General features: G+C 67.9%; 15 protein-coding genes. 7 read left to right on the forward strand and 8 right to left on the reverse strand.

Annotated features, from left to right (window positions below):
* Nucleotides 1–5: 5 nt before the first annotated feature.
* The 6 genes from accC to cutA form a co-directional block, all read right to left on the reverse strand.
* Nucleotides 6–1346, reverse strand: a complete 1341-nt coding sequence (accC, locus tag ACJMKX_RS15310) for an acetyl-CoA carboxylase biotin carboxylase subunit (protein WP_405227369.1) — start codon at nucleotides 1344–1346, stop codon at nucleotides 6–8.
* 7 nt (nucleotides 1347–1353) lie between these two features.
* Nucleotides 1354–1845, reverse strand: a complete 492-nt coding sequence (accB, locus tag ACJMKX_RS15315; RefSeq protein WP_405227372.1) for an acetyl-CoA carboxylase biotin carboxyl carrier protein — start codon at nucleotides 1843–1845, stop codon at nucleotides 1354–1356.
* A gap of 14 nt (nucleotides 1846–1859) precedes the next feature.
* Nucleotides 1860–2303, reverse strand: a complete 444-nt coding sequence (aroQ, locus tag ACJMKX_RS15320) for a type II 3-dehydroquinate dehydratase (RefSeq protein ID WP_405227375.1) — start codon at nucleotides 2301–2303, stop codon at nucleotides 1860–1862.
* A gap of 152 nt (nucleotides 2304–2455) precedes the next feature.
* On the reverse strand, nucleotides 2456–3070 hold the full coding sequence (locus ACJMKX_RS15325; protein ID WP_405227378.1) for a TlpA family protein disulfide reductase: 615 nt from the start codon (nucleotides 3068–3070) through the stop codon (nucleotides 2456–2458).
* A gap of 1 nt (nucleotide 3071) precedes the next feature.
* Nucleotides 3072–5405 (reverse strand): protein-disulfide reductase DsbD, encoded by a 2334-nt coding sequence (gene dsbD, locus ACJMKX_RS15330; RefSeq protein WP_405227381.1) that lies wholly within the window; start codon nucleotides 5403–5405, stop codon nucleotides 3072–3074.
* Between the two features lie 94 nt (nucleotides 5406–5499).
* Nucleotides 5500–5862, reverse strand: coding sequence for a divalent-cation tolerance protein CutA (gene cutA, locus ACJMKX_RS15335; RefSeq protein ID WP_405227384.1), 363 nt, complete (start codon nucleotides 5860–5862; stop codon nucleotides 5500–5502).
* A gap of 195 nt (nucleotides 5863–6057) precedes the next feature.
* On the opposite strand from cutA, the gene groES reads away from it, so the two are divergent.
* Both groES and groL read left to right on the forward strand, forming a co-directional pair.
* Nucleotides 6058–6348: a co-chaperone GroES gene (groES, locus tag ACJMKX_RS15340; RefSeq protein ID WP_405227387.1), complete on the forward strand. Its 291-nt coding sequence runs from the start codon at nucleotides 6058–6060 to the stop codon at nucleotides 6346–6348.
* 58 nt (nucleotides 6349–6406) lie between these two features.
* Nucleotides 6407–8047: a chaperonin GroEL gene (groL, locus tag ACJMKX_RS15345; protein ID WP_405227390.1), complete on the forward strand. Its 1641-nt coding sequence runs from the start codon at nucleotides 6407–6409 to the stop codon at nucleotides 8045–8047.
* A gap of 88 nt (nucleotides 8048–8135) precedes the next feature.
* Here the strand turns inward: groL and ACJMKX_RS15350 are convergent, their stop codons facing one another.
* Complete coding sequence (locus ACJMKX_RS15350; protein ID WP_405227393.1) at nucleotides 8136–8918, reverse strand: SDR family oxidoreductase; 783 nt, start codon at nucleotides 8916–8918, stop codon at nucleotides 8136–8138.
* 170 nt (nucleotides 8919–9088) lie between these two features.
* Here ACJMKX_RS15350 and ACJMKX_RS15355 point away from each other — a divergent pair, with 170 nt between their 5' ends.
* The 3 genes from ACJMKX_RS15355 to ACJMKX_RS15365 all read left to right on the forward strand — a co-directional run bounded on the left by ACJMKX_RS15355 (nucleotide 9089) and on the right by ACJMKX_RS15365 (nucleotide 11234).
* The gene (locus tag ACJMKX_RS15355) at nucleotides 9089–9805 is read left to right on the forward strand and encodes a DsbA family oxidoreductase (RefSeq protein WP_405227395.1); all 717 of its coding nucleotides are present in this window, start codon (nucleotides 9089–9091) and stop codon (nucleotides 9803–9805) included.
* A gap of 104 nt (nucleotides 9806–9909) precedes the next feature.
* A complete protein-coding gene (locus ACJMKX_RS15360) occupies nucleotides 9910–10263 on the forward strand; it encodes a glycine zipper family protein (RefSeq protein ID WP_405227398.1) in 354 nt (117 codons plus the stop codon).
* Nucleotides 10264–10298: 35 nt separating this feature from the next.
* On the forward strand, nucleotides 10299–11234 hold the full coding sequence (locus ACJMKX_RS15365; RefSeq protein WP_405227401.1) for an NADP-dependent oxidoreductase: 936 nt from the start codon (nucleotides 10299–10301) through the stop codon (nucleotides 11232–11234).
* A 51-nt stretch (nucleotides 11235–11285) separates the two neighbouring features.
* On the opposite strand, the gene ACJMKX_RS15370 is transcribed toward ACJMKX_RS15365, so the two are convergent.
* A complete protein-coding gene (locus ACJMKX_RS15370; protein ID WP_405227403.1) occupies nucleotides 11286–12251 on the reverse strand; it encodes an alpha/beta fold hydrolase in 966 nt (321 codons plus the stop codon).
* A 451-nt stretch (nucleotides 12252–12702) separates the two neighbouring features.
* Between ACJMKX_RS15370 and ileS the strand changes: the two genes are divergently transcribed.
* Complete coding sequence (gene ileS, locus ACJMKX_RS15375) at nucleotides 12703–15858, forward strand: isoleucine--tRNA ligase (RefSeq protein ID WP_405227406.1); 3156 nt, start codon at nucleotides 12703–12705, stop codon at nucleotides 15856–15858.
* A gap of 196 nt (nucleotides 15859–16054) precedes the next feature.
* The gene (locus ACJMKX_RS15380) at nucleotides 16055–16429 is read left to right on the forward strand and encodes a hypothetical protein (RefSeq protein WP_405227409.1); all 375 of its coding nucleotides are present in this window, start codon (nucleotides 16055–16057) and stop codon (nucleotides 16427–16429) included.
* The last annotated feature ends 378 nt before the right edge of the window (nucleotides 16430–16807 follow it).

Genomic DNA, 16807 nt, shown 5'->3' on the forward strand with positions numbered 1-16807 from the left:
CCGGTTCAGAGACCGAGGCGCTTCTCCAGGTAATGGATATTCGTGCCGCCGGTCTTGAAGGCCTGGTGGGTCATGATCTCCTGGTGCAGCGGCACGTTGGTCTTGATGCCCTCGATCACGATCTCGCTCAGAGCGATCTGCATGCGGGCGATGGCCGACTCCCGGTTCTCGCCGTAGGCGATCAGCTTGCCGATCAGCGAGTCGTAGTACGGTGGCACCCGATAGCCGCTGTAGAGATGGCTGTCCACGCGGATGCCGGGCCCGCCCGGCGAGTGCCAGAGCTGGACCATGCCGGGCGAGGGCATGAAGGTCTTCGGGTCCTCGGCGTTGATGCGGCACTCGATGGCATGGCCGGTGACGCGCACGTCCGATTGCGTGAAGCCGAGCTTCTCGCCGGCGGCGATGCGCAGCTGCTCCTTGACGATGTCGATGCCGGTGACCATCTCCGTGACCGGATGCTCCACCTGCAGACGGGTGTTCATCTCGATGAAGTAGAATTCGCCGTCCTGGTAGAGGAACTCGAAGGTGCCGGCGTTGCGGTAGCCGATCTCCTGGCAGGCCTGTACGCAACGCGCCCCCATCCGCTCCCGCTCCTCGTCGCCGATGCCCGGCGCCGGGGCTTCCTCGATGACCTTCTGGTGGCGGCGCTGCATGGAGCAGTCGCGCTCGCCGAGGTGGACGGCGTTGCCGTGGGCGTCGGCCAGCACCTGGAACTCGATGTGGCGGGGACGCTCCAGGAATTTCTCCATGTAGACCTGATCGTTGCCGAAGGCCGCCTTGGCCTCGGCCCGGGTCACGTTGATGGCGCCTAGCAGGGAGGCTTCGCTGTGGACCACCCGCATGCCGCGGCCGCCGCCGCCGCCGGCCGCCTTGATGATCACCGGGTAGCCGATCTCGCGACCGAGGCGCAGGTTCTCGTCGCCGTCCTCGCCGAGCGGGCCGTCGGAACCGGGCACGCAGGGCACGCCCGCCTCCTTCATGGCGCGGATGGCCGAGACCTTGTCGCCCATCAGCCGGATGCTCTCGGCCTTCGGGCCGACGAAGATGAAACCGCTCTTCTCGACCCGCTCGGCGAAGTCGGCGTTCTCCGAGAGGAAGCCGTAGCCCGGATGCACGGCCACGGAGTCGGTGACCTCCGCGGCGCTGATGATGGCCGGCATGTCCAGGTAGCTCTCGGCGGAGGAGGGCGGGCCGATGCAGACGGTCTCGTCCGCCAGCAGCACGTGTTTCAGGTTGGTGTCGGCCGTGGAGTGCACCGCGACCGTCTTGATGCCCATCTCGCGGCAGGCGCGCAATATCCTGAGCGCGATCTCGCCGCGGTTGGCGATGACGACTTTCTCGATCATGGTCCGCTCAGGAGCCGGTGCGCTGGTCGATCACGAACAGCATCTGGCCGTATTCCACCGGCTCTCCGTTCTGGACCCGGATCGACTTCACCACACCGTCCACGTCGGCCTCGATCGGGTTCATCATCTTCATCGCCTCGACGATGCACAGCGTATCGCCGGCCTTGATCCGGTCGCCGATCTGCACGAACGGGCTCGCCCCCGGGGCGGGCGCGGCGTAGAAGGTGCCCACCATCGGCGAGGTGACCACGTGGCCCTCTTCCTCGGGCTCCCGGGCCGGCGCGGCGGCGGGATCGGGCGCGGGCGCGGCGGGCTCCGGCGACGGGTTGGCGGGTGCTGCCTGCGGCATCGGATAGTGAGACATCTGCGGTGCGGCCACCATGGTATTGGCCGGGTAGCGGCTGATGCGCACCGCCTCCTCCCCCTCGGTGATCTCGATCTCCGCGATGCCGGATTCCTCCAGCAGCTCGATGAGCTTCTTGACCTTCCTTATATCCATGCGCTTGCCTTCTCTTATGAGTCCGTCAGCCTGCGGTGCAGTGCCAGCAGGGCGAGTTCGTAGCCGATGACGCCCAGTCCGACGATCGTGCCGTCGGCTACGTCGGAGAAATAGCTGTGGTGCCGGAAGCCCTCCCGGGCGTGCACGTTCGAGAGATGGACTTCGATGAAGGGCCGGCCGGCGGCCAGCAGGGCATCGCGCAGTGCGATACTGGAGTGGGTATAGGCGCCCGGGTTCACGATCAGGGCGCGGGTGCCGTCGTCGGTGCAGGCCTGCACCCGGGCCACCAGCTCGTGCTCGGCGTTGCTCTGGAAACAGACCAACTCGTGGCCGAACTCGACGGCCAGGTTACGCAGACGCTCCTCCACCGCGGCCAGACTCTCGTCGCCGTAGACCGTGGGTTCTCTTTTGCCCAGCAGGTTCAGATTGGGCCCGTTCAATAGGAGCAGCCGCGGCATGATCAGTCCAGTAGACTGCCTTTTCAGCGAAGTTAGCGGCGAGTTTAACGCCCATAGCCGGCAATTGCACAATAATCCCCATAGGCGGGCGTCGTCGGGAGCCACCGGCCAGCGGGGTGCGGCGGCGTGCGCCGGGCGGGATTGCCGCCGGGTCAGATATCGGCGAGGGCCTGCCGGGCGGCGTCGGCTGGCAGCGTGCCGTCGAGGAAGTCCCGCAGCACCGACGCCATGGTCTCGGCCTGGTCCGCGTTGAATTCGCCCACGTGGACGTTCAGGAGTTCCCCGTCCGGGGCGACGATCAGTGTGAAGGGGAGGCCGAGGAAATCGATGCCGAAGCTCTCCGCGGCGGCGATGGCGTCCTCCTGGCCGATGAGTACGGGGTAGTTGAACTCCATCTCGGCGGCGTAGTCGGCCACCGGTTCGGCATCGTCGATGGCGATGCCGATGACCTGGATGCCCGCCTCCCCGTGCCGGGCCTGGATGTCTTTCAGCAGCGGGATCTCCCGCCGGCAGGGGGCGCACCAGGTGGCCCAGAAGTTGATCACCCGCAGCTTGCCGTCCCAGTCGGCGAGGGTGCGCGTCTCGCCGGCCAGGTCGGGCAGGCTGAAGTCCCCCGTCTCCGCCTGCACGGCGCTGGCCCGCATCTCGGCAGCGGTCCGGTCGACGGGTGCGGTGGCGGGACTCTCCGGCGGCAGCAGCAGGCGGGACAGCCACATGCCGGCAGCGACCGACGCCGCCAGGACGAGGACCATCAGGATACGGGGCATATCAGTCTGCCTGTGCGGTCACGGCGGCAGGCGCCGGCGCGACGGCCCGGGCGGCATGGGCGGCGAACTCGTCGGCGGGCATGAAGCCCACCACCTGGTAGGGGCGGCGCTCCTCGCCGTCCGGCCCGAAGAATATGATCGAGGGCGGCCCGAAGATGCGGAAGTGCGTCAGCAGCGCCTGGTCCTGCTCGTCGTTCGCGGTCACGTCCGCCTGCAGCAGGACGACTCCGTCGAGTTCCGCCTGCACCTCGGGGTCGCTGAAGGTGTACTTCTCCATCTCCTTGCAGGACACGCACCAGTCGGCATAGAAATCGAGCATCACCGGTTGTCCCCGGGTCGACGCCGCGGCCACGGCCTGCTCCAGGTCGGCCACGGTCTTGATGCGGCGGAATTCCAGTTCCTCGTGGGCCGCGGCCGCGCCGCCGCCCACCGCCGCCACGCGGGTGCCGGCGAGGGGCTGCAGCGGGTCGTCGCCCCCGGACAGCGCGCCGAGCAGCAGGACGGCGCCGTAGAACATCGCCAGCACGCCGAAGCCCTTGCCGAGTTTCTGCGCGCCTCCCGACTCCGGCGTCAGCGGGGTCAGCGCGCCCAGGAATACGCCGGCCATGAAGATGAGCACGGCCCACAGGGCCAGGGTAATGGCGCCGGGCAGTACCCGGTCCAGCATCCAGATGGCCAGGCCCAGCATCACGAAGCCGAAAGCGTTCTTCACCGCCACCATCCAGGGGCCGGCCTTCACCATCAGCTTGCCGGCGGAGGCGCCCACCGCGAGCAGCGGCGCGCCCATGCCGAGGCTCAGCGCGAACAGGGCCGCCGCGCCCCGGAAGACGTCCCCCGTCTGGCCGATCACCGCGAGTGCCGCCACCAGCGGCGGTGCCACGCAGGCGGTGACGATCAGCGAGGACAGCGCGCCCATGACGAAGGCGCCCACCATGGTGCCGCTCTTCTGCTTGCCGCTGATGGCGGCCACGCGGGTCTGTATGGACGAGGGCATCTGCAGGTCGAATGCGCCGAACATGCCCGCCGCCAGAAGCACGAACAGCCCGGCGAACGTGACCAGTATCCAGGTCTGCTGGAAGATCGCCTGCACCTGCTGTCCGGCAGCGGCGAACAGCGCGCCGGCCACGGTGTAGGTGAGCGCCATGCCCATCACGTAGGAGAGCGACAGCGTGAAGCCGCGCGCCGGCGTCACATCCTTGCCCTCGCCGGCGATGATGCCGGACAGGATGGGGATCATCGGCAGCACGCACGGCGTCAGTGCGAGCAGCAGGCCGGCGCCGAAGAAGGTGGCGAGCACCGCCGCGAGATTACCCTCGCCGATCAGTGCGGCCAGGCGGTCCTGCTCGGACACCGGCGCGGCCGTCATCGCCTCGTCCGCCGGTCGCGGCGCGTCGGCGGCGGTGGCCGGCGGCAGGGAGACGTTTACCTCGCGCTTGAGCGGCGGGTAACAGATACCGTCCTCGGCGCAGCCCTGGAAGCCGAGCTCGAGCACCAGGCTCTGCCCCTGCCGGCTCGCCCGGTTCAGCGGCACCCGCGCGACGACCTCGTCGTAGTAGACCTCGGTTTCACCGAAGTACTCGTCGAACTTCTTCTTGCCCGCCGGCGTCTGCAGGGCGCCGAGCTGCACGCCGTCGCTGACGGCGGTGGCCGACAGCTTGTCGCGATAGAGGTAGTAGCCGGGCTCGATCTGCCATGCCAGCTCGACGGTGTACGGGTCCAGCGCGCTCACCACCGGCCGGAATGCCACGTCCGGCGGCAGGAACTCTCCGCCTCCCGTCGCGGCCAGTCCGCCGGACGGCCGGCCGTTGCCGAACAGCGAGACGGTTGGCGAGGCCTCGGGCGCGGCGCCCGCCAGCGTCACCTCGGCGGTCCAGCGCTGGGGCGGATAGCACAGCCCGATGTCGGCGCAGCCCTGAGAGCGGAGCTCGAGGGTCACGGTGCCTGCGCCCTCGTTGACGTAGGGCACCTGCATGGTGAAGTCGCCCCGATAGATTTCCTGGCGCCCGAAGTACTCGTCCTCGTGGATCTCGCCCGTGGGCAGTGCGGGATCGCCCAGCAGGACGTCGTCGCTGTCGGTGTCGATGCCGAGCTTTTGCCGGTAGAGGTAGTAGCCGGGTTCCACGGTCCAGCGCACGAGCAGGGCCTCGCCGGTGTCCTCGACCTGGTAGCGGAATGCCTGCTCGGGGCGCAGCAGGTCCTCCGGCGAGACCGCATGGGCCGGCGGCGCGAAGCCGGTCGCGACGATACCGATCATCGCGACCATGGTCAGGAGGGCCGCGACGGGGGTGGCGGCCGCGCTGGCCGGGCGGCGGCAGGGATGTCTGTTCGGGCTCATGCTGTCTCTCATTACCGGCGTTGCCTCGGACGGCCCGCTGACGGGACGCCCCGCAGACGGACAGCCATACAGTGTGACCGCGCCGGACGCGGGATTATTCCTTCTCCGTCACAGAATCGTCCAAAGCATCGGCCGCAGGGGACGAGACCGATGCCGCCACCCAGTCCAGGTAGGCCGCGGAGCCAGCCGTCACCGGTGTGGCGATAACCTCCGGCACGTCATAGGGATGGAGCTCCACGACCCGGGCCTCCAGTTCCGGCCACACGGCCTCCGTGGTCTTCGCGATCAGCAGCAGCTCGGATTCGTCGCACACCTCGCCTTGCCAGCTGAAGACCGAGCGCAGGGGCCCGACGATGTTCACGCAGGCCGCCCGCTTTTCCGCGACCAGCGCGGTAGCAATGCTGCGGGCGGTCTCTTCGTCCGGGCAGGTGCACAGTACGAGCAGCGTCTTTGACATAAGGATCTCCCTGGCCGGCGCCGAGGATAGCGGGCGGCGGCGCCCCTGTCATGGCATCACCGGTGCGGCGGCTCTTGAAATTTGGCTGACCGGCACTATCATTAGCACTCACTGATGGCGAGTGCTAACAGCACGGCCATCCAGAATTCCATAATTGATCGAAAAAACAGCAGTTTACCAAAAGGAGACGCACCCATGCAGATTCGTCCGCTTCACGATCGCGTGATCATCAAGCGCATGGAGGAAGAGCGCACGACCCCCGGTGGGATCGTGATTCCCGATACGGCCGCCGAGAAGCCGATCAAGGGCGAAGTCATCGCCGTCGGCAAGGGCAAGATCCTCGAGAACGGCGAAGTCCGCGCTCTCGACCTGAAGGCCGGTGACAAGGTGCTGTTCGGCAAGTACAGCGGCACCGAGGTCAAGGTGGAAGGCGAGGACTACCTGGTGATGAAAGAAGACGACGTGATGGCGGTCATCGAAGGCTGAGCCCCGCGTCGATCATCGAGAGACACCGACTGAATTTACGAAAAGAGGAATAGAGACAATGTCTGCAAAAGAAGTCCGTTTCAGCGATGACGCCCGCCACAAGATGATGGCCGGCGTGAACGTGCTGGCGAACGCCGTCAAGGTGACCCTGGGTCCGAAGGGCCGCAACGTCGTGCTCGACAAGAGCTTCGGTGCACCCACCGTCACGAAGGACGGCGTGTCCGTCGCCAAAGAGATCGAGCTCGAGAACAAGTTCGAGAACATGGGCGCCCAGATGGTGAAGGAAGTCGCCTCCCAGACCTCCGACGTGGCCGGTGACGGCACCACCACGGCGACCGTGCTGGCACAGGCCATCCTGCGCGAAGGCCTGAAGGCCGTCGCCGCGGGCATGAACCCCATGGATCTCAAGCGCGGCATCGAGCAGGCCTCCGCCGCCGTGGTCGACGAGCTGCACAAGTTGTCCAAGCCCTGCGAGGACGACAAGGCCATCGCCCAGGTGGGCTCCATCTCCGCCAACTCCGACACCGAGATCGGCGAGATCATCGCCGAGGCCATGAAAAAGGTGGGCAAGGAAGGCGTGATCACGGTCGAGGAAGGCCAGGCGCTGACCAACGAGCTCGAGGTCGTGGAAGGCATGCAGTTCGACCGCGGCTACCTGTCGCCGTACTTCATCAACAACCAGCAGAGCCAGTCGGCCGAGCTGGATAACCCGTTCATCCTCCTGTACGACAAGAAGATCTCGAACATCCGCGATCTTCTGCCGGTACTCGAGAACGTCGCCAAGTCCAGCCGCCCGCTGCTGATCGTGTCCGAGGACGTCGAAGGCGAGGCCCTCGCCACGCTGGTGGTGAACAACATCCGCGGCATCGTGAAGGTGGCTGCGGTGAAGGCGCCCGGCTTCGGTGACCGTCGCAAGGCCATGCTGCAGGATATCGCAGTCCTGACCGGCGGCCAGGTCATCTCCGAGGAGGTCGGCCTGTCCCTGGAGAAGGCCACGCTGGAGGATCTCGGCGAGGCCAAGAAGGTGCAGATCACCAAGGAGAACACCACGATCATCGACGGTGCAGGCCGCACCCAGGAGATCGAGGGTCGCGTCGAGCAGATCCGCGCCGAGATCGAGGATTCTTCCTCGGACTACGACCGCGAGAAGCTGCAGGAGCGCGTCGCGAAGCTCTCCGGCGGTGTCGCCGTGATCAAGGTCGGTGCTGCCACCGAAGTGGAGATGAAGGAGAAGAAGGCCCGCGTCGAGGACGCGCTGCACGCCACCCGTGCCGCCGTCGAGGAAGGCGTGGTGCCCGGCGGTGGCGTCGCCTTCATCCGTGCCCGCACGGGCATCGAGAAGCTCGAGGGCAAGAACCAGGATCAGACCACCGGCATCAACATCCTGCGCCGTGCCCTCGAAGAGCCGCTGCGCCAGATCGTCAGCAACGCCGGCGGCGACGCCTCGGTGGTGCTGAACGCCGTCGCCGAGGGCAAGGGTAACTACGGTTACGACGCCGCTACCGGTGAGTTCGGCGACATGGTCGAGCTGGGCATCCTGGATCCGACCAAGGTAAGCCGTTCGGCGCTGCAGAACGCAGCTTCCGTCTCCGGCCTGCTGCTGACCACCGAAGCGATGGTGGCGGACGCGCCGAAGGAGGAGGACCACCCGCCGATGCCCGACATGGGCGGCATGGGCGGAATGGGCGGCATGATGTAATACGTCGACGCCCGGTTCCGACCGGTAGCCTCATCGAGGCGAAAACCCCGTCCGGCTCTGCCGGGCGGGGTTTTCTTTTGCGGCCCGGTCACCAGAGGATCGGCTGACCGTCCCAGGCGAAGAAACCGCCGTTGTCGTCCTTCCCGAGTCCGTCGATGACCTCGAGCAGCTGCCGGGCGGCCAGCGGCGCGTCGAACAACTGCTCGTCGGGAACCCGCGACTGGAACGGCGCGGACAGGCCCGTATCCACGGTGCCCGGGTGGAGCGCGACGACGAGGGTGCCGCGATGGCGCCGGGGCAACTCGATGGACAGATTCTTCGTGAACATGTTCTGGGCGGCCTTCGAGGCGCGGTAGGCGTACCAGCCGCCGAGCCGGTTGTCGCCGATGCTGCCGACCCGCGCAGACAGGCTGGCGAATACTGCGCGCCCGCGCCGCGGCAGCAGCCCGGCGAAGTGCTTGGCGACCAGCAGCGGTCCCCACGCGTTCACGGCGAAACTGCGCTGCAGCGCCTCCGGGGCGACCTCGGAGAGCCTGCGTTCCGGCTGCAGTGGCTCGCCGTCGTGCAGCAGACCGGCGCAGTTGATGATCAGCGAGAGCCGCTCGACGCGGTCCGCGACGGCGCGGGCGGCGGCTTCGATGCTGGTCTCGCTGGTGACGTCCATCGGGACGGTGAGCAGCCGGTCGCCGATATCCCGGCGGATCGCCGCCAGTGGCTCCGAGCCTTCCGGATCCCGGCTGGTCGCGACCACCCGGGCCACCGACGGCGAGGTGGCCATCGCGGCGCAGAATGCCGCGCCGATGCCGCGGCTGGCCCCCTGTACCATTACGTCAATGGGAGTGTCGAAACTGCCGAGCTGGATATCCGTCATGGGGTCTCCGGGAACCGTGGTGCCTGTCTGGTACTCCAACAGGTATTCGGGTGGCCCGGCCGCGCGGATGCCCGGTGGCCTGGCGCTGTCCGGCATTGAAAACGCCGCGGCAGCCCCAAGGTCCGCGGAGTGTGGAGAGCAGGAGCAATGGCGCATGGCGCCCCGGTGACATGAAGGAAAGCATCCTAGAGCTCGTCAATCGTACCGAGACACAGGCGCCCGCCGCGCTGCGCGTGGACGTCATCGCGGACTTCGTCTGCCCGTGGTGCTACATCGGCAAGCATCGGCTGGACGAGGCGCTCGCCTCCGTGCTGGGTCCGGTCCAGGTCGCCTGGCATCCGTTCCAGCTCAACCCCGACATGCCCGACGAAGGCATGGCCCTCGAGGACTACCTGCGCGACAAGTTCGGCGAGCCCGAGGCTTTGCAGCCCGCCCTGGAGCAGCTGACCCGCCTCGGCGCCGGGGAAGGCCTCGAGCTGGCCTTCGACCGCATCGTCCGCGTGCCGAACACCCGGGCGGCCCACCGACTGATGAAGCTGGCCGAGATCGAGGGGCGCCAGAACGAACTCGCCGATGGGCTCTTCCGGGCGTTCTTCGGCGCAGGCCGCGACATCGGCCGGCACGACGTGCTGGTTGAACTGGCCAGGGAGGCCGGCCTCACGCCCGAGACGGCCGCGCAGTACCTGGACGACGAGCGTGTCGACCGGATCGTACTGGCGGAGGAAGCGCAGGCTCGCAAGGCCGGCGTGACCGGCGTGCCGGACTACATGATTAACAAGCGCCTGTTCGTGATCGGCGCCCAGAGCGAAGCCACCTTGCTCGGGGCCTTCGACCGCGCCATGTTCGGCGAGGACAGCGATCTGACGGTGTCGGATACGCTGCACTGAGCACGGGACCGTGCGGCGCCCGCCGGACGGGATCTCCGCTGCCGGTCAACCGGCGCCGCTCAGCTGCGTTGGCGTTACGGACGGGTCTGCTGGAGGAACATCCCATGAGAATGACTGTCACTGCCGTCGCTGTTGCCCTGGCGCTCTCGGCCGGGTGCGCGTCGCATCCTGATCCCATCGTCGATACGAAAGGGGTCAACATGGCGCAGTACGAGACCGATCTGCGTGAGTGCCGCGAATACGCCGACGAGGTGAGCGTTGCCGGGGGCGCCGCAAAAGGGGCGGCCGCCGGCGCAGTGGTCGGCGCAGCGGCCGGCGCCATCAGCGGCGACGCGGATCGCGGCGCCGGCTATGGCGCCATCGGCGGCGGCGCGCGCTCGGCACTGTACAATCAGCGCGAGAAGGAACGCGTCGTGAAGAACTGCCTGCGCGGGCGCGGGTACCGGGTTCTCAACTGACCGACGCCGTCGACGAATCCTGAAGGAGTTCTTTTTTGGCTGAGGAAATGCAGGCGGTGCGCCTGGAGCGCTACCGCGACGAGGAAGGTCTGCGTCTGGCTGCCACGGAACGGCCCGTGCCGGGGCCCGGCGAGGTGCTGGTCCGGGTACTTGCGGCGGGGGTCAATCCGGTGGACTGGAAAATCGCGGACGGTTTCGGCGAGTTCCTCGGTCTGGCGCCGCCGCTGACGCTCGGCTGTGAACTGGCGGGGGACGTGGCCGCCGTGGGCGAGGGTGTGGATGCGTTCGCCGTCGACGAGCCCGTGTTCGGCTACGTCTCGCTCGAGCGCTGCGGCTGCTATGCCCCGTACGTCATCGCCATGCCGACCGAGATCGCCCGCAAGCCGGACGATCTCTCCTACGCGGACGCGGCGGCGGTGCCGGTCGCCGGCGAGACCGCCTGGCAGGCGCTGGTGGAGACGGCACGGCTGGCCGCCGGCGAGCGGGTGCTGATCCATGCGGCGGCGGGCGGGGTCGGCTCCGTGGGGGTGCAGCTGGCGAAGTCCCTCGGGGCGACGGTGATCGGTACCGCCTCGGGACGCAACGAGGAGTTCGTCCGCGGACTCGGCGCGGACGGTTTCGTCGACTACACGGCCGGCCCGTTCGAGGATGCCGTGGAGCCGGTCGACGTGGTGTTCGACACCGTCGGCGGCGACACGCTGCGCCGCTCGTTCAACGTGCTGCGGCCGGGCGGCCGCCTGGTGAGCATCGTCGAGGTACCGGACCCGGAGTGGGCCGAGCAGGCCGGGGTCTCGGCGGAGATGATCGCCGTGCTGCCGGAGGGCGCGCAGCTCGCCGAACTCGGCGCCATGATGAGCCGCGGCGAACTGCGGGTGCACGTCGCGCGGTGCTACCCCCTGAACGCGGCGCTCGAGGCGCTGGCGGAGAGCCGCTCAGGCCACGTCCGGGGCAAGCTGGTCGTCGAGCCCTGAGTCCGGCGGCGGGGGCCGGGCCGGCGGGGCAGACTCCCGCAGCGTGTCCGGTCACTGCGCGCGCCGGCGCTCCAGCCAGTCGAGCAGGATGGCGTTGAAGGTCTCCGGGCGCTCCTGCTGTGTCCAGTGGCCGCAGTCGCTGATCATGCGGACCTCCAGGTCGTCGACGTACTCGTGCATGGCCTCGATGTGGTGGGGCGCGATCAGGACGTCGTCCTCGGCGCCGACGAACAGCGCCGGTATGCGCACCCGCTGCTCGATCCCCTCTGTGAGCTCCCAGTTGCGCGTCCAGTTGCGGTACCAGTTGATGGGCCCGGTGAAGCCGCCGCGCCGGAAGGCCTCCACGAAGACCTGCAGCTCCTCTTCGGCCAGCAGGTCCGCGCCCCTCGGCGGCTCGTCCATGGCGGTCAGCATGCTGAACGGCCGGCGCTTGTCGTCGGGGATCTGCTCGAAGGCCTGCCGGGTGACCGGCAGCCGCCGCATCATGGCGCGGAAGTAGCGCTCCGGGTCGGCCGCGAAACGCCGGTCCGCCTCATCCGAGTCCTGGAAGTTCACGATGTAGAAGTCGGGCCCGAGCAATTGGCGCATCATGATCATCGGGTCCGCCGGCGGCCGCGGGTAGAAGGGGATGTTCACGGCGACGACGCCGCGCATGCGCTCCGGCGCCAGCAGCGCCATCTGCCAGACCAGGAGCGCGCCCCAGTCGTGGCCCACGAAGCAGGCGCGCTCGAGGCCCAGGGCATCGAGCAGGCCGGTCATGTCCCCGACCAGGTGGCGGATGTCGTAATCGGTGACAGCCCCGGGCTTGTCGGTGGCGCCGTAACCGCGCTGGTCCGGCGCGAGCGCCCGGTAGCCTGCATCGGCGAGAGCGGGTAACTGCAGGCGCCAGGAATACGCGAGTTCGGGGAAGCCGTGGCAGAGCACCACGGCCTCGCCCTCGGCGTGGCCCTGCTCGTAGACCGCCATGCGGATACCGTTGGTGTCGATGTATCGGGGTGCCGGAAAGTCGCTGCTCACGCCGTGCTCCTTGGGCTCGGGATTGCGGATCGAACGGGAGATGGCACAGGGTAGCCGAGCCCCCGGGCCACGGCGACCGCGGCATCACGCGGGCTTGCCTTTTCAGGCGCCCGGCGCTAGCTTCCGCGTCTGGGGCGTCGATGGGGACAGTAGCCACCCGGCGCCGGTCCGAAGCGAGCGTGGGACGGTGGGAGCCTCGTGGCCGGTGGGTGGTGAACATCACCCCGGAGCCGTCGACCGAAAGGGCGTCATGCGGCCCCGACTAGGCTCGACCGGGTGGCTGCCGATACACGGCCGCGGGTTGCCACGGACGATTGTAACGACCGTGACGACCCCTCGAGGTCCGGCCCGGGAGGGCCGGGCGGAAACCGGGTGGTACCGCGGTGCATGAGGAATCACATCGCCCCGGGCGCTTGACGGCGCCCGGGGTTTTTTCGTTGGACGGGATGAAATGAAGCTGAGAGAAGTTGCCAGCCGCTACGAGGGTCCGGCCGTCGAGGACGAGGTGCTCTCGTTCTGGCGCGAGCACCGCATCTTCGACAAGACCCTGGAGGGGAGCCGGGGCCGGCCACAGTGGAGCTTCAACGAGGGGCCGCCGACGGCCAACGGCCGGCCCGGCATCCACCACGTGCTCGCGCGCACGTTCAAGGACGCCTTCCCCCGCTACCGCACCATGCGGGGCTATCACGTGCCCCGGAAAGCCGGCTGGGATACCCACGGCCTGCCCGTCGAGCACGAGGTGGAGAAGGAACTCGGCATCTTCGACAAGAAGGAGATCGAGCGCCAGGTGGGCATCGAGGAGTTCACCCGCCGTTGCCGCGAGTCGGTCATGCGCTACATCGGCGACTGGGAGAAGATGACCGAGCGGATGGGCTTCTGGGTAAACCTGGAGGAGGCCTACTACACCCTCGACAACAGCTACATCGAGTCCGTGTGGAACCTGCTGAAGCGCATCTGGGACCAGGGCCTGATCTACCGGGGCTACAAGGTGGTTCCGTACGATCCGCGCATCGGCGCCACGCTCTCCTCCCACGAACTCGCCCTCGGCTACAAGGAGGTGGAGGATCCTTCCGTCTACGTGCGCTTCGCCGTGGCCGACGAGGAGGAGACCTACTTCCTGGTGTGGACCACGACGCCATGGACGCTGCCGTCGAATCTGGCGCTGGCCGTGCATGAGGACGTGGACTACGTCTACGTGGGCCACCGCGAGGAGACGCTGATCGTGGCCGAGACGCTGGTGCCCGCGGTGTTCGGCGACGAGCCGGTGGAGGTCATCCGCCGGGTGAAGGGCGGCGACCTGGTCGGCATGCATTACGAGCAGCTGTTCGAATACCTGGCCGTGGACGACGATGTGGACGCCTTCCGGGTTCTGTCGGCGGAGTTCGTCAGCACCGAGGACGGCACGGGCATCGTGCACATCGCCCCGGCCTACGGCGTGGACGACCTGGAACTCGGGCAGGCGCACGGACTGCCGGTGCTGCATGGCGTCGGGCTGGACGGCTGCTTCCTGCCCGAGGTGGAACCGGTGGCCGGCCTGTTCTTCAAGGACGCCGATCCGGTGCTGATCGACCTGCTGAAAGAGCGGGGCCGGATGTTCCGTGCCGGCAGCTACGTGCACAACTACCCCTTCGGCTGGCGCACCGGCGACCCGGTGATCTACTACGCGAAGGATGCCTGGTACATCCGCACGTCCGAGTTCCGGGACCGCATGGTGGCGCTGAACCGCACCATCAACTGGGTGCCGGCGAATATCCGTGAGGGTCGTTTCGGCAACTGGCTGGAGAACAACGTGGACTGGGCCCTGTCCCGGGAACGATTCTGGGGCACCCCGTTGCCGGTCTGGACCGACGGCGAGGGCCGTTACCGCTGCATCGGCTCCCTGGCCGAGCTGGAGGAACTCACCGGGCGCAGGCTCGAGGGCCTGGACCTGCATCGCCCGGCGGTGGACGACGTCACCTTCGAGGCCGACGGCGTTACCTGGAGCCGTGTGCCCGAGGTCATCGACTGCTGGTTCGACTCAGGCGCCATGTCCTACGCGCAGTGGCATTACCCGTTCGAGAACGTGGAGGCATTCCGGGCACACTTCCCGGCGGATTTCATTTGCGAGGCCATCGACCAGACCCGGGGCTGGTTCTACACACTGCACGCGATCGCCACCATGGTCTCCGACAGCGTCGCGTACCGCAACGTGATCTGCCTCAGCCACATCGTGGACGAGGACGGCAAGAAGATGTCGAAGTCGCTGGGCAACATCGTCGACCCGTACGACGTCTTCGACAAGGTTGGCGCCGATCCGCTGCGCTGGTACTTCCTGGCGCGGATCTCGCCGGACCAGCAGAAGCGGATCTCGGTGGACATCGTGGCCGACGTGGCCAGCTCGTTCGTCAACACCTTCTGGAATACCTACGGTTTCTTCGTGCTGTACGCGCGGCTCGACGAAGTGGACCTTTCCCGCGACGTGTCGCTGGAATCGCGGCCGGAGATCGACCGCTGGGCCCTCGCGCTGCTGGCCGACACCGAGCGGCGGGTGAGGGAGTCGCTGGATGCCTACGACGCCCGCACTGCCGGCGTCGCCATCGAGGAGTTCATCGACCAGCTGAGCAACTGGTACGTGCGGCGCAACCGGCGGCGCTTCTGGAAGTCGGCGGCGGGCGACGACAAGCAGTCCGCCTACCTGACGCTGTACGAGTGCCTGGATACGGTGCACCGGCTGATGGCGCCGTTCACGCCATTCCTGTCCGAGCAGGTCTACCAGAATCTGGTGCGCAACGTGTATCCGCAGGCGCCGGAGAGTGTGCACATGACGGCCTGGCCCGAGCTGCCCGCGGAGTGGCGCGATCCGGATCTGCTGTTCGAGTTCGGCGTGGTGCAGAAGGTGGTCGGCCTCGGCCGGGCCGCGCGCGCGCAGACGGGTTTCCGCACCCGCCAGCCGCTGGGCAGGCTGCTGCTGCGGGTGCCGGACGATGCGGCTGCGGAGGCGGCCGGAAGCCACCGCGCGCAGATCCTGGAGGAGCTCAACGTGAAGGAACTCGAGTTCATCGCCCGGGACGCGGAGCTGGTGGAGTACCGCATCAAGCCCAATTTGCCGAGGATAGGCAAGCGCTACGGCAAGCTGGTGCCGGCCATCCGTGAGGCTCTGGCGGCGGCGGACGGTGCGGCCATCGCGGCCGCGGCTGCCGCCGGCCGGGATTTCACCGTCGAGGCCGGCGGCGAGACCCTGGAATTCGGCCCGGAGGACGTGCTGGTGGAGACCAGCTCTGCCGAGGGCTTTGCCTGTGCGGAGGAGGGCGGCTATCTGGTGGCCCTGGACACCCGTCTGGACGATGCGCTCGTGCGCGAGGGCCTGGCCCGCGAACTCGTGCGCACCGTGCAGGACGCGCGCAAGCAGGCCGGTCTCGAGGTCTCGGACCGCATCGCGCTCTCGATCAGTGGCACGCCGGGCGTGGAGGAGGCACTGGCGGAGTACCGGGACTACGTGATGCACGAGACGCTGGCCGTCGAGTGGGCCCCGGCGGAGATGAACGACGCCTGGGTGACCGAGAAACGGCTGGACGACGAGGAGTGGCGTATCGCGTTGCGGGTGAGCGGCGGCGACGGGTCTTCATAAAACTGTCATCTCGAAGGGGAGTTGTAAGACGTTCCGCTATTTTGCTATAAGAAAAGGTCCCAAGTGACTGGTTGGCGTGGGGCACCGCCACAAGCCGGCAAAAGAGCGAGAACGAGCCGCGCGGGTTCCGCCCAGTCAGCTCTCCGAGGGCCGCCGCAGACCGGCGGAGATCAGAAGAACAATATCGGGAGAGCCCATGTCGCCCCTGACCAAGCACTTTCATGAAGCGGTGCTCGCGCTGGCCGGTCATGCGCCGATCAAGCAGCGATTGGTGTGCGCCTACAGCGACCACCTCAGCGGCATCCACGACGAGGAGCTGCCACGGCGTCTTCTGGGCCGCTTCTCCGCCCTGCGCCGGTGCCTGCACAGCGTGACGCCACTGAACGGGGAAGGGCCGGTGCGTGCCTCGGTCCGCAAGATGAGCGGTGCCGAGGCCGCCGACTGCGCGAAGACGATCGTCGCGCTGTACGGCGAACTCGCACGGCGGGAGGCGGCCGACAGCACGGGTCCGCTGCACCTGGTGCGGGCCCCGGAGCTGGAAGAGGTCCCGGATTTCCTCCTGAAGTCCTGACCGCCCTCGCCCTGCGACCACCCACCGTAGGAGGGCCTTCAGGCCCGATCCGGCTTTCTTTTGGCGTTGGCCCGCCATCGGGTGGGCAAAGGTCGCGGGGACGCTCAGTGTGGGAGGGGCTTCAGCCCCGATCTACGCCTGAGGTGGCCGAGCGCGGATCGGGGCTGAAGCCCCTCCTACACGCCCATCGAGGCTTGCAGCGCGTTCCGGACGACCCCGCAACCCTTACCCACCCGCTGACGGGCCCATAGCCGAGAGGTTTGGCACCAGTCAGCAGGCGCTGCTGACTGGCGCTTCCTTTACGCCACCGCGGGCACGGCCGTCATGCGGGGGTATCCATCGCCGCGACCTTTTGTCGGGAGCAAGATGGATACCCCC

It is taken from the genome of Lentisalinibacter sediminis (genome assembly GCF_040706615.1).
Lineage (GTDB): Bacteria > Pseudomonadota > Gammaproteobacteria > Steroidobacterales > Woeseiaceae > Lentisalinibacter > Lentisalinibacter sediminis.